Here is a 20,679-nt window from a genome sequence, read left to right as displayed (position 1 = left end):
TGGGACAAGGGGGCGCGTCAGCTGCGCAGCGCGCGCGTGACCTCGCGGGCCGCGTCGTCCAACGCGCGGACGAGGTCGTCGACGAGGGATGCCGACACCGAACCGCCGCGTGCGAGATGCGTGCGGAGGTCCGCGCGGATGTTGGCGCGGAACTCCGACACGGCAGCGTCGGCTCGGTGTAGTTGCTCGCGCGACGACACACGAGATTCGTCCACCGGGGGCGGGGAGGCTTTCGCCGACGAGCGCTCCTCGCGGGCCGCTGCCGCGAGGTCTGCACGCAGACTCTTCATCGCCTCGCGGACATTGCCCCGTACCTCATCGGCGATGAGGCGCACGCTGTCGGTGAGTCCAGCCTCGATCCCCTCGAGCTCGCCGGCACGCGCGCGGACTTCGGCCCGACCGGCATCCGTGATCTCGTAGACGGTCTTGCGCCCGTCGACGGACTTGGTCACGAGGCCTTCTTCTTCGAGCTTCGCCAGGCGCGGATAGATCGTTCCGGCGCTCGGGGTGTAGGTACCGCCCGTGCGGTCGGCGAGCGCCTGCATGAGGTCGTAGCCGTGCCGAGGCGATTCGTCGAGCAGATTCAGGAGGTAGAGGCGTAGGTCGCCGTGCGAGAAGACGGGCGCCATCTCACGCCTCCTCGGCGGATGCCGGCTGATCGCCCGCGTCGCCCTGACCTGTCGCCGGGGTCTCGGCGGATGCCGGCTGATCGCCCGCGTCGCCCTGCTGCTCGGCTGAGGTCGCCGGCGAAATCTGCTCGGCTGAGGCGGTTGCCACCGGCTCCGCCGAGGTCACGCGCCGCAGCACCGTGATCTCACCCGAGACGGAGTTCACGCGCACATCGGCGAACTGGCCGCTGAGCTCGCCGACGGAGTCGACGTAGTTGGTCGGCGTCGCGGTCGACCGTTTCACGCCGTCGACGTGGACTCGACCGCTGACGCTGCGCAACACGAAGTTCGCGGGGTATCCCTCGTCGAGCCGCACGGTCGTCCCGCCGCTGACGGAGTTGAGGTTCACGGTGCTCAGGGGCCCCGTCGAGTCGACGAGCATCGTGCCCGAGACGGTGTCGATGGATGCTTTACGGATCGTGCCGGTGGCGGCGACATCGCCCGAGACCGAGTTGGCCGAGAGCGCCCCGCTGAGCGCGCGCACCTGGACATCGCCGGAGACGGCGTTGACACTGAGGTCGCCGGAGAGGGTGTCGACGATGATGTCGCCGGACACGGTGTTGAGCCGGGCGCCAGCGGAGAGGCCCGACACGAGAGCGCTCGCCGAGACGACACCGAGGGTCAGTGCGATCTCCCGCGGGACGGCGACACTGATCTCGGCCTTGGGCCCGCCGGTGCCGAAATTACGGAACACCTCGAGGAAGTTGTCCCAGCGCAGCTGCGGGTGGTCGATTTCCACGACGTCTCCGGTCGCTTCGATGCGGAGGTCCTTGATCGTGACGCCGTGCACTTCGATGCGCACGCCGGGCTCGTCGTGCGCGACGACGTCGACCTGGCCGCCGACGAGGCCGACCTTCAGTGTGCGGATGCCATCGAGGTCGATGACGCGGGTTTCGCCGGGGTGGATGATCCACTTCTCGAGGCTCATGGTGCTCCTTGGTCTCAGCGCGAATCGAGATATATCGCGTCATGCGACAATAACACGATATATCTCGAGTTTGTCAAGACATCGCGCCTGATCTGGTTCAGCCTGCTTGCGGCACGCGCTGTCGAACCGTCCGGCCCACAATGGCGGCAGACGCAGAGAAGGGCCCCGCCGAACGGCGGGACCCTTCTCATGCGATGCGGGGGAAGGTCAGACCTTGCCGCCGCGCATCACTCGCAGCAGGAAGGCGATCAGCGCGATGACGCCGACGATGAGCGCAACCCACAGGAGCCAGTTGAGCGCGCTGCTCATGCCTCCGACGATGGCCAGCACGATAGCGACGACGATGATGATGATAAGAGCGATGTTCATGGCGGTGCTCCCTTTCTCCGGGTTCTCCGGGATCCGATGACCCCCCGACGATAGCGGGGGTTCGCAGATCGCGCGGACCCCCTTGCCCTCGCCGGTAAAAGTACGATAGGGCCGTTGTATGCCCTCTCGCCATACCCCCCGTATCTCTCCGTGCCGCGCCTGACGATCGTCCGTCCGGGTGAGGATGCCGGGTTCCGCCGCGCACGAGCCGGATCCGGCTTCCGCTACCTCGACGCCGAGGGCGCGGCCGTCACCGGCGCTGACGCGGAGCGGGCCCGAGCACTGGTGATCCCGCCCGCCTGGACCGACGTGTGGATCAGCGCCGACGCGTTCGGACACATCCAGGCGACCGGGATCGACGACGCCGGCCGGCGTCAGTACATCTACCACCCGCAGTGGTCCGCGCGCCGCGACAAAGGCAAATACGCCCGCGCTCTCGCGCTGGCCGAAGCCCTGCCCAGGGCACGCGCGCGCGTCACCACGTCGCTTCGTCGCCCGGACCTCGATCAGGAGCGCGTGCTGGCCGCCGCCTTCCGGCTCCTCGACAGCGCGGCGCCGCGGGTGGGATCGGAGACGTACCTGTCCAAACACGGGAGCCGGGGGCTCACGACACTCCGCCGGCGGGATGCCCTGGTCGACGGCGCCATGACGAGCCTCGACTTCCCGGGGAAGAGCGGCAAGCGTCAGAATCTGCACATCGACGACGCTGACCTTGCGGCCGCAATCGAACTGCTCGCGGCGGGACGGCCGGCGTCTCCGCTCTTGGCGTACCGCCGCGGCCGGCGGCGCGTGCCGCTGACGCCGAAGGACGTCAACGTGTATGTCCGCTCGATGACCGGCGGGAAATTCACCGCGAAAGACTTCCGGACGCTCCGGGGGACGATTCTGGCGGCCGACGCCCTCGCGCGCATCGGACTCGTGGATACCAAGACCGATCTGAAGCGGGCCGAGGTGCTGGCGGTGAAGGCCGCGGCGGAAGCGCTCGGGAACACCCCGACGGTCGCGCGCGGGTCCTACATCGATCCGCGGGTGTTCAGTCGGTACCGCCGGGGAGACCTGCTCGACACCGCCATCTCGCCGGAATCGGCGATCCGTGCGCTGCTCCTGGGGTGATCCGGCTCTAGCGTGAGGGCATGGCGTCGCCGCGATGGTTCTCGGGGAGGTCGCTGCTGCTGGTCATCGTGGGCGGCGCGATCGGTGTGGCCCTGCGTGCACTGGTGCTCGTGCCGCTCGGAACCGACGGGCATCCGCTCGTCGTTCCCGCCGTGACAGTCGTGATCAACCTCGCCGGCTCGTTCCTCCTGGGTGCGGTCGTCGGGCGGCTGGATGGCCGGCATCCTCACGTGCGGATGTTCTTCGGCACCGGAGTGCTCGGCGGCTTCACGACCTACAGTGCTTTCGCCGTGCAAGCCGTGACGACCGGCACGGCGGCACCCGTGATCGGACTGCTGCTGATTCTCGTGTCGCTCTTCGTCGGGGTGCTCGCGGCAGCGCTCGGGCTCGTGGTCGGGCGGCGCGCCGCCGGTGCGCCCGAGGACCGGGAATCTCCGGAGGGCGCCGAATGAACACCCTGGAGCTCGTGGCGCTCGTCGTCGGCGGTGGTCTCGGCGCAGGTGGGCGGTACCTCGCAGACGGCATCGTCATGAAGGGGCGGAAGGATGCGTTCCCCCTCGGCATCCTGCTCGTCAACATCGCCGGGTCGTTCGTACTGGGTCTGCTCACCGGCCTCGGCGCGGCGATCGCCCCGGCGTGGATGGCCATCGTCGGCATCGGCGTCTTGGGCGGCTTCACGACCTTCAGCACGGTGTCGGTCGAAACGGCGCTCCTGGCCCGACGTGGACGTCGGGACTGGGCCTGGATGAACCTCATCGGCACGGCGGTCCTCGCCATCGCGGCGGCGGCGCTCGGAGTCATGCTGGGCGGTCTCTTCCCGCGCTGAGCGCGCGTGATCACCGGCCGAAACCCCTGATCGCGCGTGCGAGAATGACGTGGATACATTTCTGTATCCACCCGCCCTGCACAGCAAAGGCCACTCGTGTCGAATCTCGCCGTCCTGAGCTTGAAGAACCGCGCCCTCATCGCGCTGATCACGATCGTCGCCGCGGTGTTCGGTGGCCTCGCCCTCACGAGCCTGAAGCAGGAACTCATCCCCTCGGTGGAGTTCCCACAGCTGTCGATCCTGTCGACCTACCCGGGTGCGTCTCCGGACGTCGTCAACAATGACGTGTCGACGCCCATCGAGTCGGCCATCCGTGGCATCCCGGGGCTCGAGTCGACGTCGGCGACCAGCACGACCAACGCGTCGATCATCACGGCGTCCTTCACGTACGGCACGGATCTCGCGACCGCCGAACAGAAGATCCTGCAGGCGATCAACCGCATCAGTTCGACGCTTCCCGAATCCGTCGAGCCCACCGTCGTCTCCTTCTCGATCGACGACCTCCCCGTCATCGCGCTCGCCGTCACCGGCTACGACGACGAGCAGACCATCCAGGCGCAGCTCGAGAACAGCGCGATCCCCGACCTCGAGGATGTTGCCGGCGTCAGTGCGGCATCGATCGTCGGCGGTCAGGGACAGCGCGTCACCATCACTCCCGACCAGGCAGCGCTCGCGGCGGCCGGATTCAGTCAAGCCGCCATCACCGACGCGCTCGACCAGAACGGCGTGCTCTTCCCGGGCGGCACGGTCACCGAGGGCGACCAGACCCTCACGGTGCAGACCGGCACGAAGATCACCTCGATCGACGAGATCACGGCTCTTCCGCTCGTGCCCACGTCGGCTGATCAGATCGCCGCCGGTGCCGTGACGATCGGTGACGTTTCGACCGTCGAGCTCGGTCAGGACCCGGTCACCTCGATCTCGCGCGTGAACGGCGAGCCGGCGCTCACGATCTCGATCACGAAGCTCCCGTCGGCCAACACGGTCGATGTCAGCCGCTCCGTCACCGCGCTTCTGCCGCAGCTGCAGGACTCGATCGGCAGCGACGCGACGTTCACGGTCGTCTTCGACCAGGCGCCCTTCATCGAGCAGTCCATCGAAGCGCTCGCGCAGGAAGGCCTGCTGGGCCTCTTCTTCGCCGTCCTGGTGATCCTGCTCTTCCTGATGTCGGTGCGGTCGACCCTCGTCACCGCGATCTCGATCCCGACGAGCGTGCTGATCACCTTTGTCGGCCTGCAGGCGTTCGGATACTCCCTCAACATCCTCACGCTCGGCGCCTTGACGATCGCGATCGGTCGCGTCGTGGACGACTCGATCGTCGTGATCGAGAACATCAAGCGCCACTACGTCGGCGATGCCGACAAACTTGCCTCGATCCTGCTCGCCGTGCGCGAGGTCGCCGCGGCGATCACGGCATCCACCATCACGACCGTCGCCGTCTTCTTGCCGATCGCGTTCGTGGGCGATGTGACGGGCGAGCTCTTCCGTCCGTTCGCGATGACCGTCACGATCGCGATGGTGGCCTCGCTCCTGGTGGCGCTCACGATCGTCCCGGTGCTGGCGTACTGGTTCCTCCGCCCCGGCAAGCCGATCCTCGACGAGCAAGGCAGAGCGATCGACCCGGAAGACCCGGCCGCCCCGCCGTCGAAGCTCCAGAAGGCCTACCTCCCGGTGCTGAACTGGACGCTGAAGCACTCGTGGGTGACGTTGCTGCTGGCCGTCCTCGTGCTCGCCGGAACGGCCGCTCTTGCGCCGCTCATGAAGACCAACTTCCTCGGCGACTCCGGTCAGAACACGTTCACCGTCTCTCAGGACGTGACGCAGGCGGCCAGCCTGGATGCCGAAGACGCGGCCGCGCAGCAGGTCGAGGCGGTGTTGCAGGGTATCGACGGGATCGAGACCGTGCAGACCTCGATCGGCTCGTCCGGTTCGGCGATCCGTGATGCGTTCTCCGGTGGGGGAGCCGGGATCACGTACTCGATCACGACCGACTCCGGTGCCGACCAGATCGCCGTCCGCGAGGACGTGCAGGCGGCGCTCGCCGAGCTCGACGACGTCGGCACGCTCACCGTGTCGGCCGGTCAGGGCGGTTTCGGGTCGAGCGACATCGAGATCGACGTGACGGCGCCGAGCGCCGACGCCCTGCAAGCCGCGACGGATGCCGTGGTCACCGCACTCGACAGCAAGGATGGGATCGGTCAGGTGACCTCGAACCTGTCGGCCTCGCTCCCGTTCGTATCGGTGTTGGTGGAACGCGATGCGGCGTCCGCACTCGGTCTGTCCGAGGTCGCGGTCGGCGGGCTCGTGGCCAACACGATGCAGCCGCGCCAGGTGGGCTCGGTCGAGATCGACGACACGTCCCTCACCGTGTATCTGAAGGCGTCCTCCATCCCCGCGACGATCGACGAGCTCAAGGGGCTCGAAATCGCCTCGGCGGCCGGCCTCATCCGCCTCGATCAGGTGGCGACGGTCGAGGAGAGCCAGGGGCCGATCTCCATCACGACCCAGCGCGGTCAGCGGACGGCCACCGTGACGGTCACCCCCTCCACCGACAACCTCACGGCCGCCTCCGCGACCGTGAACACGGCACTGGCGGACGTCGATCTGCCCACCGGCGCGGACGCCGAGCTCGGCGGCGTCGTCACGCAGCAGCAGGATGCCTTCGGCCAGCTGGGGCTCGCGATGCTGGCGGCCATCCTGATCGTCTACATCGTCATGGTCGCGACGTTCAAGTCGCTCCGACAGCCGCTCCTGCTCCTCGTCTCGGTGCCGTTCGCGGCGACCGGCGCGATCCTGCTGCAGATCGCGACCGGCGTCCCGTTGGGGATTGCGTCGCTCATCGGCGTGCTCATGCTGATCGGCATCGTCGTGACGAACGCGATCGTGCTCGTCGACCTCGTCAACCAGTACCGTGAGAAGGGGTTGAACGCGCACGACGCGACCGTCGCCGGCGGTGCGCGGCGCCTCCGGCCCATCCTCATGACGGCGCTGGCGACGATCTTCGCGCTCACGCCGATGGCGCTCGGAATCACGGGCCACGGCGGGTTCATCTCGCAGCCGCTCGCGATCGTCGTGATCGGCGGCCTGATCTCGTCGACCGTGCTCACCCTCCTCGTCCTCCCGACGCTGTACAACCTCGTCGAGGGAGCCAAGGAACGGCGCGCGGCTCGCCGCACCCAGGGTGACGTGGACCTCACGCCGGTCGAGACGAGTGACCTGCATCCGCGCCGCGCGGCGCGCGAGTCGCAGGGCGACTGACGTCGCGGGTCAGTCCTGTTCGGGGTCGGAGACACCCAAGAAGCGGATGAACACGGCCAGCCAGCCGAAGATCAGGGCGAAGACGATGATCTCGAACGCGGTGAGTCCGAAGTAGCCGATCGCGAACAGCACGATCGATACCAGGAGTGCGCCCAGGAACGCCCACGATGCGAGAAAGTAGGCGCGCGGGAGGCGGGTGAGGATCCACCGGCCGCCGACGAGCAGCAGCAGGTACATGAGGGCCATGCCGGATGCCGACAGATTGTGCATCCACATGTTCACATCGACCGGGAACACCCCGACGAGAGCGAGCATGACGCCCATGATCGCCAGGGCGACTGAGACGATGCGGGTGCCGCGCGCCGATTCGCCGAGGACGCCGAGGTCGTGCGCGACGTAGAGCGTGAACGTCGTCACGAGCAGGCCGCCCGCGATCAGCGTGCCGTTGAACAGGAAGCTCGACAGGTCGCCGAACGTCCCCAGCTGACTGAAGTGCAGGTGCCACCACTCCGGGTCGGAGGTCGTGATCATCGCCGAGAGCGTCCCGATCGCGATGAACGCGACGAGCAGAGAGGTGAGTCGCTGGGTGGTCATGCGAGACGAGGACAGGTACGACAGCCACCCGGCCATGCCCGTGATCACCGCCATCAGTACCGTGGTCCAGAACGTGTTGAGCTCGAGCCCGATGAACGCGCGGGAGAGGAGGGCGAAGAGGGCGAGTGTCGCGATCGCGGTGAGCGCGACGTGGGCGATGACGACCGACGCGGTGGAGATCACATAGCGGATGCTGGTGATCTCACGGCGCCATTCTTGACCGTCCGTCGTGCGGGAACGCCAGTATCCGAGCGCCGAGCTGACGCCGGCGGCGGTCGCGGCGGCAAGGGCCGTCCAGGCGGCGAAGCTCCACTCACCCCAGAGCGCCGTCGCGGCGCCGGTGAGGCCGATCACGAGACCCACGGCACCGCCGGCGATCCCGGAGATGCTCGCGGCGAGCAGAGCTTCGGCCTCCGCGCGCAGCGTGGGGTTCGGGGCGGGTGCGGCGACGTCGGGAGCGCTCATGGCGTCAGTGTAGAGCCGCCGGTGGGTGGGCCCGAGCTACAGCGCGGCCGTGATTCCCCACTCGAGTGTCCAGGTCTCGCCGGGCTCGATCCAGTGCAGATCCTCGCCGGAGTTGAAGGCATTGGCAGGCGCCGTCATCGGCTCGATCGCGAGCGCCACCGGCTGGCCGGGGTAGCGGTCGGTCGTGAACAACTGCAGCCGCGTGAAGTCCGGCCCCGCCCACAGCTCCACTGTCCGGCCGTCGGGCGCCGCGAGTACCGCGCGCACGCGACCCTCCGCATCCCGAGGCATGCCCGAATATGCCGTGTTGAGATCGAGGTCGCCGATACGGCGGGGCGTGCGCAGATCCGTGGCCTCGTCGACCGGATCGTCCGCGATCGGGATGAGCCGGTCGTCGATCACCGCGCGCAGCGGCGCGTCGAGCTGCACCGTGACGTCGGCCGTGTCGACGCCGCCGATGCACAGGTACGGATGCGTGCCGAGCGCGACCGGCGCGGGCTCCGCGCCGAGGTTCTCGATCGTGTGCGTCACCGTCAGGGCACTGCCGGAGAGCGCGTAGGTCACGGTCGTGCGCAGGTGGAACGGGTATCCGGTCTGCGGGACGATGTCGGCCGTCAGGGTGACGGCGTCGGATGTCTGCGACACCGGCTGATAGGACGTGAACCGCAGCAGGCCGTGCGAGGCGGCGCCGGTGGCCGGCTCGCTGACGGCGAGCTGATAGCTCTTCCCGTGCTGGGTCCAGGCGCCCTCGGCGACACGGTTCGGCCAGGGGACGAGCACGACTCCGGATGCCGCGGGTGTGGCGATCGTGTCGGCGTAGCGGGGAACGAGATCCACGCCACTGACCTCGAAGGCGCGGAGCGCGGCGCCGACGGTCGTGACTTCGACGCGGGCGTCGCCGTCGGAGAGGTGGAAGCGGGGTCCGGTGGGATCGGCGAGCGTGACTGTCACGGTGTCAGCGTACGCCGTGCCCGGCGCTCTCCCAGGAGCGACCGGTACAGTAGTGCGGTCGGCTCTGGACACCGCGCACGCGCGGATGGGTTTGTGAGTCTGTGGGGCCGATGGTGAGCGCCGCTCGGCGCGCATGAACCATCACTGAATGGCCCCCGGCCGACGAACGTCCGGGTTACTCCACGCCGCAGTTGCGGCCGCGCCGTTGCGCGCGCCAGGAGGCTGTTCTCGCCAGAACAACCCAGAAGGACACCACCATGCCCAAGAACAAGAAGCCGGCCGGCGGGCGCGCTCAGAACTTCGAGCCCCGCTACGGCAAGAAGACCTCCTACCAAGATGCCAAGCGTCGCCCCGGTCAGGCGTCCGCCGGTACCGCCGGCAGCAAGAGCCCGAGCCACCGCGGTTATCGCCCCGAGGCCGAGGACACGGCTCCCACCAAGCAGCGCTGGAACGCGCAGGAGCGTGCCGGCCGCGCGGAAGCCCGCGGCATCCGTGCGCACGCACAGGGTGACCGTCCGGCGCGTGATGGTCGGCCTGCTCGTCGTGACGACCGTCCCGCGCGTTCATACGACGACCGTCCCGCGCGCCGTGAGGCGCAGCCGCGCGACGACCGCCGGACGTTCGGTGATGCGCGTCCCTCGTACCGCGACGACCGCGCCCGTCGGGATGACCGTCCGGCCCGGTCGTTCGATGATCGTCCGCGTCGGGATGAGCGTCCTGCTCGGTCGAACGATGACCGCTCGTCCCGCTCCTATGGCGACCGCCCGCGTCGCGATGACCGTCCCGCCCGCTCCAGTGACGACCGTCCGGCCCGGTCGTTCGACGACCGCCCGCGTCGCGATGACCGCCCGGCCCGTTCGGCCGATGATCGTCCGGCCCGCCCGTACGGCGATCGTCCCACCCGTTCGTTCGATGACCGCCCGCGTCGCGATGACCGTCCGGCTCGCTCCAGTGATGACCGTTCGACCCGCTCGTATGGCGATCGTCCGGCGCGTCGCGACGACCGCCCGGCTCGCTCGTTCGATGACCGCCCGCGACGGGATGACCGTCCGGCTCGCTCCAGTGATGACCGTTCGACCCGCTCGTATGGCGATCGTCCGGCGCGTCGCGACGACCGCCCGGCACGCGCGTTCGATGACCGGCCGCGTCGCGATGCCGGCGACCGTCGTCCTGCGGGTGGCGGAGGAAACCGGTCGGATTGGCACGCCGACACGAAGGCGAAGGCTCACCGCGATCACGTGGACGTCGTCCACGAGAAGCTGCAGGCCGAGGCCGTCCAGGCCGAAGCGACCGAGGGTGTGACGTTCGGCGACCTCGGGCTGGGCGAGAACATCGTCCGGGTCCTCGCGGATCTCGGCGCGCCGTCCCCCTTCCCGATCCAGGCGGCCACGATCGCGCCGATCCTCGCGGGCAAGGATGTCCTCGCCCGTGGCCGCACCGGCTCCGGCAAGACCATCGCGTTCGGTGCCCCGCTCGTCGAGGCGATCCTGCGCAGTCAGACCGCCGGCAAGCGTCGCGAGTTCGGACGCACGCCCCGGGCCCTCGTGCTCGCGCCGACCCGTGAGCTCGCGCTGCAGATCGACCGCACGATCCAGCCGATCGCGCGCAGCGTCGGTCTCTTCACGACGCAGATCTACGGCGGCGTGCCCCAGGCGCGCCAGGTGGGTGCGCTTCGGAAGGGCGTCGACATCATCATCGGCACCCCCGGCCGCATCGAGGACCTGCAGGCACAGGGCAAGCTCAATCTCTCCGACGTGGAGATCGTCGTGCTCGACGAGGCCGACCACATGAGTGAGCTCGGATTCCTGGAGCCCATGCAGCGCATCCTCCGGCTCGTCAAGGACGGCGCGCAGAAGCTCCTCTTCTCCGCCACCCTCGACCGCGAGGTCGCGGCGCTCGTCGACGAGTTCCTCGTGGAGCCCGCCGTCTACGAGGTCGCCGGTGAAGACCAGGACTCGGGCACGATCGACCACCGCGTGCTCGTGATCGACCATCGTGACAAGGCCGAGATCCTCACCTCGCTCGTCGATCGTGCCGGCAAGACTCTGGTCTTCGCCCGGACTCGCGCGTACACCGAGATGCTCGCCGAGCAGTTCGATGATGCGGGCATCCACGCGGTCGCCCTGCACGGTGACCTGAACCAGGCCAAGCGCACACGCAACCTCGAGCGCCTGACGTCGGGGCGCGTCAGTGTGCTGGTCGCGACGGACGTCGCCGCGCGCGGCATCCATGTCGATGACATCGATCTCGTGATCCAGGCCGACGCGCCTGACGAGTACAAGACCTACCTGCACCGCTCGGGCCGCACCGGTCGCGCGGGTCGCACGGGAACCGTCGTGACCCTCATCACGCGCCAGCGCGAGCGGCGCATGACGGAAATGCTCGATCGCGCAGAGATCGATGCCCCGTTCGACAACGTCCGTATCGGCGACGATCTCCTCGAGGAGATCACCGGCCGTCAGGTGGATCCCGTCCGCGCCTGACCCCTGCCCGACCCGAATCGCCGCCTCCGCTTCCGCGGGGCGGCGATTCGCGTCGGTTCGCCGCGTCGGCCGCGCCGGTCAGACCTGCCTTATCGACTGCCCCCCTGAACAACTCCTGCAGCGCGCCCGGGCGGCAGCAGGCCGCGCTGCGGAATTCCCTGGCGCGGGCGCCGGGTCTGCCGCCCGCGCCGCGCAGCCTGCAGGAGTTGTTCAGGCGACCCGCCGCACACCCATCAGTTGACACGGAGTACTTTGGCGCTGTTCACGTCGGCCACCACCGAACCGCTCAATCTCCTCTCGGCGACCGCGCTGGCCGTGGTCACCGCGATCCCGTCGATACTGATCGGCGTCATCGTCGGCACCGCGTGTGGCCCGAAAGCGGCCATCGCGGTGACGCAGGTCGTGATGTTCCTCCTCGCGTTCGGCGGCGGGCTGTTCCTGCCGCCGGTCGTGTTCCCCGACTGGTTGAACACCGCGTCGATGTTCCTGCCGGTGCGCCAAGCGCGCGAGATAGTCATCGCGGCGGCGCTCGGCGACACGATTCCGGGCTGGGCGATCCTCGGCATCCTGGCGTGGGTCGTGGTGCTCGCGGTCGTGGCGATCTGGCTGTCACGCCGCGACGAGGGTCGTCGGTACCGCTGAGCCGTCGGCCCGGCCTGCTGATCCGACGCAGATTGTCGTGCCAGCCGTCTGGGGGAGGACCGTGTGCATCGGGTCGCCGTGCGGTGACGGGCCCGGCTCAGAAGAGGAGGGCCGGCGCCGGCCCCGTCGCGCGTACCGGACCGGGCGTGGCAGGGCGGATCTCGACCTCCTCCTCGACGCCACCGGCCATGGCGTACCGACGCAGGAGCGGCCGCACACGCGCGGCGAGGAGCTTTCGGTAGCCGACCGGCGCGTAGGCCGACACCCCCGGGTATAACCCGCGGTAGACCGGCAACAGATCGGAGCGCTCGCGCTCGAGCCAGCTCCAGAACCACGCTTTCGCGCCGGGGCGGAGGTGCAGCGCGCCGAACACGACCCGGGAGGCGCCAGCATCCTTCACCCGCCGCACCGCGTCCTCGAGCTGCCTCGGGTCATCGGTGAGGTGCGGCAGGATCGGCATGAGGAACACCGTCGGCCGGAACCCGGCGTCGGCAGCCGCGCGCACGGTCGCCAGCCGCGCCGTGGCGCTCGGCGTTCCCGGTTCGAGCAGCTTCTGCAGGTCGTCGTCGAAGACCGCTATCGACATCGCGATCGACACGGGAACGGATGCCGCGGCATCCGCAAGAAGCGGCAGATCGCGGCGCAGCAGTGTGCCCTTCGTGAGCACGGAGAACGGGGTCCCCGATTCCGCCAGCGCCGTGATGATCCCCGGCAGGAGCCGGTAGCGACCCTCGGCGCGCTGGTACGGATCGGTGTTGGTGCCGAGCGCCACCGGTTCTCGGTTCCACGTAGGGCGTGCGAGCTCGCGCCGCAGCACCCCGGCGACGTTGGTCTTGACGACGATCTCGCTGTCGAAGTCGCGCCCGCTGTCCAGATCCAGGTACTCGTGGGTCTTCCGCGCGAAACAGTAGGTGCAGGCGTGACTGCACCCTCGATAGGGGTTCACCGTCCAGTCGAACGGCATCGATGATCCGCCCGGCACATGGTTGAGCGCTGACTTCGCGAGCACTTCGTGAAATGTCATCCCGTGGAACTCCGGCGTCGTCACCGTGCGGATCAGCCCGCTGATCCCGGCGAGGGATTCGAGGCCGGGCAGGGCCGCATCGTCGACGTCACGTGTCGTCTGTCCTTGCCACCGCATCCCGACAGTAGAACATAGTAACGACAGTGAGGCAAACGCGAGACATCCGACATGGTACATTCAGCCGGATCCGACATTCGACGCGAGGATCGGGCGAGAATGGGACCATGCCGGATCCCGAACCGACACTGTCTCGTCGCGCCGCCCGGGTGCAGATGCGCACGGACGCCGCCGAACAGGCGCAGCACGCCCGGTCGAGCGTGACCGACCGGGTGCGGCGGGGTCTCGTGCTCGTCGCGGCGGCCATCCTGTTGGTGGGTGGTGCGGGCGCGGTGACAGCCGCCGTCGCCGGACCCCCGATCGTCGGAGAGGCCGCGCTCGGCGCCGAAGAAACCACGCCGCCGCTCCCCTCCGCCGCCCCGGCGACGTCGATCCCGGTGCCGGCGCAGAGTGCTGTGGCCGCGGCATCCTGTGACGATCCTGCGGTCGCGGCAGCTCTCGATGCGGGCACGGATGCCGACGTCGTCGCGGCGTTCGGGGGCGCGTCGGCGCTGCGTGATGCGGTTGCGAACGGTCGTGCGCCGTGCGTCTCGCTGTCGGATGCTGATCGCATCTGGGTTGTCGTCAACAAGCTCCGGCCATTGGATCCTCTCGAGTACGTGCCGGCATCCGTCATGCCGCCCGAAGGCATGCGGCGCACCGCAGACGTGCGCCTCCGGCCCGACGTTGCGGCCGCGTTGACCACCCTCGTGACCGCGGGTGCGGAGGAGGGCGCGGGTGAGATCGGGCTCAACAGTGCGTACCGGTCGTACTCCTCGCAGCAGCGCATCTACCGCGGATACGTGAACTCGCTCGGGCAGGCTGCGGCCGACCGCACGAGTGCTCGCCCGGGGTACAGCGAACACCAGACCGGGATCGCCGCGGACCTCGTCGCGTGCGCCCGCGGATGCGGGGGGATCGAAGCTTTCGGGGGCACGCCGCAGGCCGACTGGGTGGCCGAGAACGCCTGGCGCTTCGGGTTCATCATCCGCTACGAGGACGATCAGACCGACATCACCGGATACGAGTGGGAACCGTGGCACGTCCGCTACCTCGGTGTCGAGCTCGCCGCCGCGTATCACGACGGGGGGTTTCGCACGCTGGAGGACTTCTTCGGATTGCCCGCCGCCCCTGACTACGCGGGCTGAAACCCAGTACCATGGACGGTGGGATGCAATCCCACATTCTTCAACACTCGAGGACGAGAGGAAGGCGCACCATGGAGCGCGAGATCTATGACGAGGACCACGAGGCGTTCCGCGACGTCGTCAAGGAATTCCTGAAGCGGTATGCGACCGAAGAGAAGCGCAAGCAGTGGGATGCCGACGGAGAAATCGACCGGGCCACCATGCTCGCCGCGGGGGAGCAGGGCCTCATCGGACTCAGCGTGCCGGAGGAGTTCGGCGGCGCGGGGATGCTGCAGGACTATCGCTTCCGGGCGATCGTGCTCGAAGAGACGATCGGCGCCGGGCAGGGCTCACTCGCGGGTGCGTTCGGCATCCAGGACGACCTCGCCGTGCCCTACATCGTCCACATGGGCACGCAGGAGCAGAAGGAGAAGTGGCTGCCGGGGATGGCGACCGGCGAGATCCTCGGTGCTCTCGCGATGACCGAGCCCGGGGCCGGTAGCGACCTGCGGGGCATCAAGACGACCGCGAAGAAGGTGGAAGGCGGCTACATCGTCAACGGCGCGAAGACCTTCATCTCGTCGGGCAAGACTGCCGACATCGTCGTGACGTTCGTCAAGACCGGCGAGGGCAACCGTCCGGATGCGTTCAGCCTGCTGATCCTCGAGGACGGCATGGACGGCTTCGACCACAGCAAGAAGCTCGAGAAGATGGGCTTCCACGGGTGGGACACCGCCGAGATGTCGTTCGTCGACGTGTTCGTCCCCGAGGAGAACCTCATCGGCGGCAAGGAAGGGCTCGGTTTCATCCAGCTCATGATGAATCTGCCGCTCGAGCGCCTGTCGATCGGCGTCGCGGCGGCCGCGGCCGGTGAGGCGGCGTTCGTGTGGACGCGCGATTACGTGCTGAGCCGCGAGGCATTCGGCCAGCGCATCGCCGACTTCCAGAACACGCGGTTCCTTCTCGCGGACATGGCGACCACCGTCGATGTCATGTGGGCCTACAACGACCGCGCGATGATGCTCTACAAGGATCAGAAGCTCACCGCCGAGGAAGCAGCGAAGGTCAAGTTCTGGTCGACCGACCGCGAGGCCGAGCTCCTCGACACCGGCGTGCAGCTGCACGGTGGCTACGGCTACATCACGGAGTACCCGATCGCCCGCGCCTACCTCGATGCCCGCGTCCACCGCATCTACGGCGGCACGAACGAGATCATGCGCGACATCGTCTCGCGCCAGATCGTCGGCAAGCGCTGACCCTCTCTCGGTGAGCCACCCCGGATGCCGGGCGTTCCGTGAGCGGACGCTCGGCATCCGTCGTGTGCGGGCTCGATCCTGTGGCAGTTGCAGGCTGGATCGACCCGCAGCGTCCTTTTCGCTACCGAAAGGGACGAATCAGCCTGCTTCCAGCACGCGTCGGCGGCGAGGGGCGGGCAGCATCAGCCGAAAGTCCACGGGAAGAAATACCAGAGGACGCCCGCCGACGCTGCCCAGAACGCCAGGACGAACACCGTGTCGCGGGTGCGCCACGGCACGAGATAGCGCTCGGTGCGGTCGGGATGGGCGCCGAAGGCGCGGGCATCCATCGCGAGTGCGACGCGCTCGGCATGGCGAATGGCCCCGGCCAGCAGCGGCACGATGTAGCCCCACCAGCGCGCGAGCGCGGCGAACGGGCCCCGCCCACCGTGGGCTCCGCGCACGCGGTGAGCTTGGCGGATCACCTCGAGCTCATAGCCGAAGCGCGGCACGAAGCGGAAGGCGGCGAGCGCCGTGTACCCGATCCGATAGGGCACGCGCAGCTGCTGCACGGTCGAGCGCACGAGGTCGGGTCCGGTCGTGGTGAGCCCGGCGATGAGGGCGAGCGCGATGATCGCCGCGAGGCGCACACCGGTCGCCAGCCCGACCTCGAGCGCGCCGCCGTAGAGCGTCCAGCCACCGATCGTCAGCACGGCCACCGAGGTGTCGATGCGGGAGGCGTCCGTCCACAGCGCCATCCCGAGCCCCACGACGGCCGCCGCGACCGGCAGCGCGAGCAGAAGCAGCAGGGCGATGCGAGCGGTCAAGCGGGCACCGATCAGCACCACGAGATACGCGAGCGCGACGAAAGTGAGCGGCGTGGCCAGATCGCGCGCGAACACCAACAACGCCATCGCCGGAAGCGGCGCGACGAGTTTTGCGAGCGGATTGAGTCCGTAGAGGAACCTCCGCGACGGCGGGGCCGAGACCCAGGGGTCGATCGTCACGGCGCTCATGCGATGGTCCTGCGGGAATCGGTGGCGCGGGGGAGATCGCGCAGCCGGGTCACTCCAGACAGGCCGGGATGCCGGATGTCCGCGAACGCGCGCCGGAGCGGCGGCTGGCGCAGTCCTGCCGAGCGGAGGAGCGCGTCATCCGCGAAGATCGCAGCGGTCGAGTCGTCGGCCACGATCCGACCGTCGCCGACGACGATCGTGCGGTGCGCGTACTCGGTGACGAGCTGCATGTCGTGTGTGACGACGAGGATCGTGGTGCCCGCCTCGCTCAGCTCCCGCAGCAGGTGCATGAGCTCGTCGGCGCGTGCCCGGTCCTGCCCGAACGTGGGCTCATCGAGCGCGAGCACGGGCGCACCGGCGACGAGCGCCGTGCCGACCGACAGGCGACGCTTCTGCCCGCCGGAGAGCAGGAACGGGTGGATGCCGGCCTTCTCCTGCAGCCCGAAACGCTCCAGCATCCGCTCGGTCTGCACGCGCACGGCCGCGTCGTCGAGCTTCTGCCGGCGGAGCCCGTGCGCGAGCTCGTCGTACACGGTGTGCGCGATGAACTGGTGTTCGGGGTTCTGGAAGACGAATCCGATCTTCCGGGACAGGGTGCGCAGATCGGTGCGCGCGATGTCGATTCCGTTCACGCGGACGCGTCCTCGCGGCGGGGGGACGACCCCCGCGATCGCCTGCAGGAGAGTGGTCTTTCCAGCGCCGTTCGCCCCCACGATCGCGATGAACTCGCCCGCGCGCACGGTGAGATCCACGCCGTGCAGGATCTCGACACCCCCGCGGCGGATCGTCAGGTCCCGCACCTCGATCTGCGGTTGCGCGTCGGCGAGGACAAGGGGAGAGGAAATGTGCGCAGCAGAGGGCGAATTCGCGGGAAGCGAACCTCCCGAGGCGCCATCTCCTCCGGCGGGGTACGCGGATGCCGGCGGTTCGGCGGCGTCGAGCGCCGCGCGCAGTTCCGTGGGATCGAGGGGGAGCGGGTCGAGGTCCCAGCCGGCCGCGCGCAAGCGCAGCGCCGCGAGCGTCGCGACCGGAAGCCACACGCCGATGCCGTGCAATTCCGCCGCGCGGGAGCGCAACACGGCATCCACCGGGCCGTCGGCGATCGTGCGTCCGTCGTGATCGAGCACGACGACCCGGTCGGTGATCGCGATCGCCGCGTCGAGGTTGTGCTCGACCAGCAGGATCGCGCGATCGCCCGCGGCGACGAGCTCGCCCAGTGCCGCGTAGACCTCCTCGATCCCCTGCGGATCGAGATTCGCGGTGGGCTCGTCGAGGACCAAGAGCGGCGAGCCCATCGCGAGCGCGCAGGCGATCGCGAGGCGCTGCCGCCCGCCACCACTCAAGCGATCAGGGTTCTCGTGGCGGCGGTCCCAGAGGCCCACGCGACGCAGCGCGATCTCGGTCCGTGCGAGCACCTCCTCGACCGGCAGTCGCAGATTCTCGGGGCCGAACGCGACTTCATCGAGCAGCGTGCCGGTGACCAGTTGCGCATCCGGGTCTTGGAAGACCATCCCCACCTGGGTGCTGAGCTCAGCGACCGGCGTCGACGCGGTGTCGTGGCCCGCGACGCGCACGGCGCCGGTCATCGTCGCGGGGACCGCATGCGGGATGAGGCCGTTGAGCGCGAGCGCCAGAGTGGACTTGCCGGCACCGCTCGGGCCGAGGAGCAGGACGACCTCGCCACGAGCGACTTCGAACGTCGCCGATGCGGGTGCCGCGACGGTCGCGCCGTCGTGACGGATGCCGAGATCTTCGACGCGCAGCAGAGGAGCGGGCGCGGAAGTCACCCCTTTAACTTAGCCTCCCCTAACTCCGGGCGGGCATCGTCAGGCGCGGGCTGCCACCCCGGCCCGCCGCAGCGACGCCCCGATGCCGAGACCGAGCGCGGTCCAGATGACCGGTCCGAGCACCGAGATCGCGAGGTAGGCGATCTGCGCCCAGGGGGCGAGCTTGCCGAGATCGGCGACGAAGAAGACGACGACGGCGACGAGAGCGCCGATGATCACCGCCGAGATGAAGAAGCGCCAGGCACCCCACGCGCGATACCGCGTGAGCGCGGCGACACCCTCCTGGATCGCGCCGAAGAGCAGTGCCGTGCCGAGGAAGCGACCGATCCATGCCGGGTTGAAGGCGCTCGCGACGAGCGCCGCCATCAGGTGCGCGATGAGAGCGACCATCGGCCGCCGCAGGACTTCCTGCGCGATGATGCCGGGCAGCACGTGCGCGCCGAGCACGAGTCCGTACGCGAATGGCGCAGCCGCGAGGACCACGGGAGTCACGACTCCCGCGATGCCCCCGACGATGCCGGTCGCGACACCGATCGCCGCGCACACGAGGAGCAGGCGCGTCGACAGGAGCGTGCTTCGGGTCACCTGCTCAGACTAACGGGGCGCCCGACGCCGTCGGCCGTGAGAAAGCCTCAGGACAGGCCGAGGACGACGCGCCTGGGCGCATCAGTCGCGGCGTCGGCGGGGAGTGAGCCGGACGCCGGGGAGCGGTGGCGCCGGAATGCGCTCGTCGCCGTGGCCCACGACGTGGCCGAAGCGCTCGGCGGCCGCCTCGCCTTCCCAGTCCTCGCGGGCGGCGACGATCTCCTCGTGCGTGCGACCGACGAAGTTCCACCACATCACGATGTCGGACTCGAACGGCTCCCCGCCGAGCAGGAACAGCGTGACGTCGCGCTCGCCGGCATCCACGTCGATGGCGTCCCGACCGGTGCCGAGGTACAGCAGCGACTGGTCGGGAACCTGGGCGACGCCCGGCACGTCCGGATTGCCGGATACCGCGACGATCGCGTACTCCCAGGTCGCATCCAGCGGCAGGCGCACCCGCTCGCCGGCCGGAATGCACACCTCGGCGCCGGCGATCGGCGTATGCATCGTCGCGGGCGAGGCGACCCCGGCAAAGGTTCCCACCACGACGGTCGCGGTGGCGCCGCCGGACAGATCGACCACCGGCAGATTCTCATGGCGCTCGAAGTCCGGCCCGCCGTGGCGGCGCGATTCGGGCAGGGCGACCCAGAGCTGCAGGGCGTCGAGAGGCACCTCGCCGTCGCCGACGGAGTACTCCGAGTGGGCGATGCCATGCCCGCTCGTCATGATGTTCAGCACTCCCGGCCGCACGATCACGTCGCTGCCGAGGATGTCGCGGTGGCGCACCTCCCCGACGAACGGCCACGTCACCGTCTGCAACCCGATGTGCGGATGCGGCTCGACGCGCATGCGCGCGACCTGCGGGCCGAACCGGTCCAGGAAGCACCACGCACCGACCATCGGCAACGCGCGGTGCGGGAGGCTGCGGTGCACCTGCATCCCGCGGATGCCGCCGAGCGGCACGTCCCGCGCCTCCAGCAACAGGGCACGCGGACCGTCACCGCCGGACGCGGCCTCGCGCTCCGGCTCGGCCGGCGCGTCGAGCCGTGTCATTTGTCGGCGGCATCCACGCGGTCGCTGCCCGCATCGTCGGCTGTCGGCCGCCAGGCCACATCGAGGCCGGGGACGTCCGTTCCCCGCAGGTATTTCACGACGAACGAACACACCGGCACCACGGTCTCACCGCGCGCGGCGACGTCGGCCATCGCCTGCGCGACGAGCGTGCCGCCGAGGCCCCGGCCCGCGAAGGCCGGATCGATCTCGGTGTGCGGGAAGACGAGGCGGCCGTGGTCGTCGACATGGAACTCGGTGTACCCCGCGACCGTGTCGTCGAGGTGGATCTCGTAGCGGCCTTTGTCATCGTTGCGTATGACGGTGGGAGTGACGTCGCTCATGCTTCCACCGTAGGCAGGAGTGCGCCGTTCTGCCAGCATGGATGCCGTTCATCGCGGCATCCATGCCGTTCGTCGCACGCGGAGCGCCCCGCGGCACGGCCCTCGAACAGCGCTTCCT

General features: G+C 69.1%; 19 protein-coding genes. 8 read left to right on the top strand and 11 right to left on the bottom strand.

The window, feature by feature from the left end; all coding sequences use genetic code 11:
- Nucleotides 1-17: 17 nt before the first annotated feature.
- From N4R40_RS07855 to N4R40_RS07845, 3 genes are all read right to left on the bottom strand, one after another.
- Complete coding sequence (locus N4R40_RS07855; protein ID WP_261606812.1) at nt 18-629, bottom strand: PadR family transcriptional regulator; 612 nt, start codon at nt 627-629, stop codon at nt 18-20.
- 1 nt (nt 630) lies between these two features.
- The gene (locus N4R40_RS07850; RefSeq protein WP_261606811.1) at nt 631-1,596 is read right to left on the bottom strand and encodes a DUF4097 domain-containing protein; all 966 of its coding nucleotides are present in this window, start codon (nt 1,594-1,596) and stop codon (nt 631-633) included.
- Between the two features lie 207 nt (nt 1,597-1,803).
- Nucleotides 1,804-1,965 (bottom strand): hypothetical protein, encoded by a 162-nt coding sequence (locus N4R40_RS07845; protein ID WP_261606810.1) that lies wholly within the window; start codon nt 1,963-1,965, stop codon nt 1,804-1,806.
- 150 nt (nt 1,966-2,115) lie between these two features.
- Here N4R40_RS07845 and N4R40_RS07840 point away from each other — a divergent pair, with 150 nt between their 5' ends.
- The 4 genes from N4R40_RS07840 (at nt 2,116) to N4R40_RS07825 (ending at nt 7,162) form a co-directional block, all read left to right on the top strand.
- The gene (locus N4R40_RS07840) at nt 2,116-3,078 is read left to right on the top strand and encodes a DNA topoisomerase IB (protein ID WP_261606809.1); all 963 of its coding nucleotides are present in this window, start codon (nt 2,116-2,118) and stop codon (nt 3,076-3,078) included.
- Nucleotides 3,079-3,098: 20 nt separating this feature from the next.
- On the top strand, nt 3,099-3,530 hold the full coding sequence (locus N4R40_RS07835; RefSeq protein WP_261606808.1) for a fluoride efflux transporter FluC: 432 nt from the start codon (nt 3,099-3,101) through the stop codon (nt 3,528-3,530).
- Nucleotides 3,527-3,904: a fluoride efflux transporter CrcB gene (gene crcB / locus N4R40_RS07830; RefSeq protein WP_261606807.1), complete on the top strand. Its 378-nt coding sequence runs from the start codon at nt 3,527-3,529 to the stop codon at nt 3,902-3,904. Before N4R40_RS07835 ends, crcB begins: the two co-directional genes overlap by 4 nt.
- Nucleotides 3,905-4,000: 96 nt before the next feature.
- Nucleotides 4,001-7,162 carry an efflux RND transporter permease subunit gene (locus tag N4R40_RS07825; RefSeq protein ID WP_261606806.1) on the top strand — a complete coding sequence of 1,054 codons (3,162 nt, stop codon included), beginning with the start codon at nt 4,001-4,003 and terminating at the stop codon, nt 7,160-7,162.
- Nucleotides 7,163-7,171: 9 nt separating this feature from the next.
- Here the strand turns inward: N4R40_RS07825 and N4R40_RS07820 are convergent, their stop codons facing one another.
- Both N4R40_RS07820 and N4R40_RS07815 read right to left on the bottom strand, forming a co-directional pair.
- A complete protein-coding gene (locus tag N4R40_RS07820; RefSeq protein WP_261606805.1) occupies nt 7,172-8,221 on the bottom strand; it encodes a DUF998 domain-containing protein in 1,050 nt (349 codons plus the stop codon).
- Between the two features lie 36 nt (nt 8,222-8,257).
- Nucleotides 8,258-9,172, bottom strand: a complete 915-nt coding sequence (locus N4R40_RS07815) for an aldose 1-epimerase family protein (RefSeq protein ID WP_261606804.1) — start codon at nt 9,170-9,172, stop codon at nt 8,258-8,260.
- A gap of 257 nt (nt 9,173-9,429) precedes the next feature.
- On the opposite strand from N4R40_RS07815, the gene N4R40_RS07810 reads away from it, so the two are divergent.
- Both N4R40_RS07810 and N4R40_RS07805 read left to right on the top strand, forming a co-directional pair.
- A complete protein-coding gene (locus N4R40_RS07810; RefSeq protein ID WP_261606803.1) occupies nt 9,430-11,655 on the top strand; it encodes a DEAD/DEAH box helicase in 2,226 nt (741 codons plus the stop codon).
- Between the two features lie 237 nt (nt 11,656-11,892).
- Entirely contained in the window at nt 11,893-12,297 is a 405-nt protein-coding gene (locus tag N4R40_RS07805) for a hypothetical protein (protein ID WP_261606802.1), read from the top strand.
- Nucleotides 12,298-12,394: 97 nt separating this feature from the next.
- Here the strand turns inward: N4R40_RS07805 and N4R40_RS07800 are convergent, their stop codons facing one another.
- Nucleotides 12,395-13,438 (bottom strand): Rv2578c family radical SAM protein, encoded by a 1,044-nt coding sequence (locus N4R40_RS07800; RefSeq protein ID WP_261606801.1) that lies wholly within the window; start codon nt 13,436-13,438, stop codon nt 12,395-12,397.
- Between the two features lie 107 nt (nt 13,439-13,545).
- Between N4R40_RS07800 and N4R40_RS07795 the strand changes: the two genes are divergently transcribed.
- Both N4R40_RS07795 and N4R40_RS07790 read left to right on the top strand, forming a co-directional pair.
- The gene (locus tag N4R40_RS07795) at nt 13,546-14,565 is read left to right on the top strand and encodes a M15 family metallopeptidase (protein WP_261606800.1); all 1,020 of its coding nucleotides are present in this window, start codon (nt 13,546-13,548) and stop codon (nt 14,563-14,565) included.
- A 71-nt stretch (nt 14,566-14,636) separates the two neighbouring features.
- The gene (locus tag N4R40_RS07790) at nt 14,637-15,800 is read left to right on the top strand and encodes an acyl-CoA dehydrogenase family protein (RefSeq protein WP_261606799.1); all 1,164 of its coding nucleotides are present in this window, start codon (nt 14,637-14,639) and stop codon (nt 15,798-15,800) included.
- A gap of 182 nt (nt 15,801-15,982) precedes the next feature.
- On the opposite strand, the gene N4R40_RS07785 is transcribed toward N4R40_RS07790, so the two are convergent.
- The 5 genes from N4R40_RS07785 to N4R40_RS07765 all read right to left on the bottom strand — a co-directional run bounded on the left by N4R40_RS07785 (nt 15,983) and on the right by N4R40_RS07765 (nt 20,561).
- Nucleotides 15,983-16,795: an energy-coupling factor transporter transmembrane component T family protein gene (locus N4R40_RS07785; RefSeq protein WP_261606798.1), complete on the bottom strand. Its 813-nt coding sequence runs from the start codon at nt 16,793-16,795 to the stop codon at nt 15,983-15,985.
- Complete coding sequence (locus tag N4R40_RS07780; protein ID WP_261606797.1) at nt 16,792-18,582, bottom strand: ABC transporter ATP-binding protein; 1,791 nt, start codon at nt 18,580-18,582, stop codon at nt 16,792-16,794. Before N4R40_RS07780 ends, N4R40_RS07785 begins: the two co-directional genes overlap by 4 nt.
- Nucleotides 18,583-18,621: 39 nt before the next feature.
- Nucleotides 18,622-19,167, bottom strand: coding sequence for an ECF transporter S component (locus tag N4R40_RS07775; RefSeq protein ID WP_261606796.1), 546 nt, complete (start codon nt 19,165-19,167; stop codon nt 18,622-18,624).
- 81 nt (nt 19,168-19,248) lie between these two features.
- Nucleotides 19,249-20,220, bottom strand: coding sequence for a pirin family protein (locus tag N4R40_RS07770; RefSeq protein ID WP_261606795.1), 972 nt, complete (start codon nt 20,218-20,220; stop codon nt 19,249-19,251).
- Nucleotides 20,217-20,561 carry a GNAT family N-acetyltransferase gene (locus tag N4R40_RS07765; RefSeq protein WP_261606794.1) on the bottom strand — a complete coding sequence of 115 codons (345 nt, stop codon included), beginning with the start codon at nt 20,559-20,561 and terminating at the stop codon, nt 20,217-20,219. Before N4R40_RS07765 ends, N4R40_RS07770 begins: the two co-directional genes overlap by 4 nt.
- Between the last annotated feature and the right edge of the window lie 118 nt (nt 20,562-20,679).

It is taken from the genome of Microbacterium memoriense, from assembly GCF_025398275.1.
GTDB lineage: Bacteria > Actinomycetota > Actinomycetes > Actinomycetales > Microbacteriaceae > Microbacterium > Microbacterium memoriense.
The sequence above is the reverse complement of the archived record's forward strand: the minus strand, read 5'-3'. Positions and strand labels throughout refer to the sequence as shown.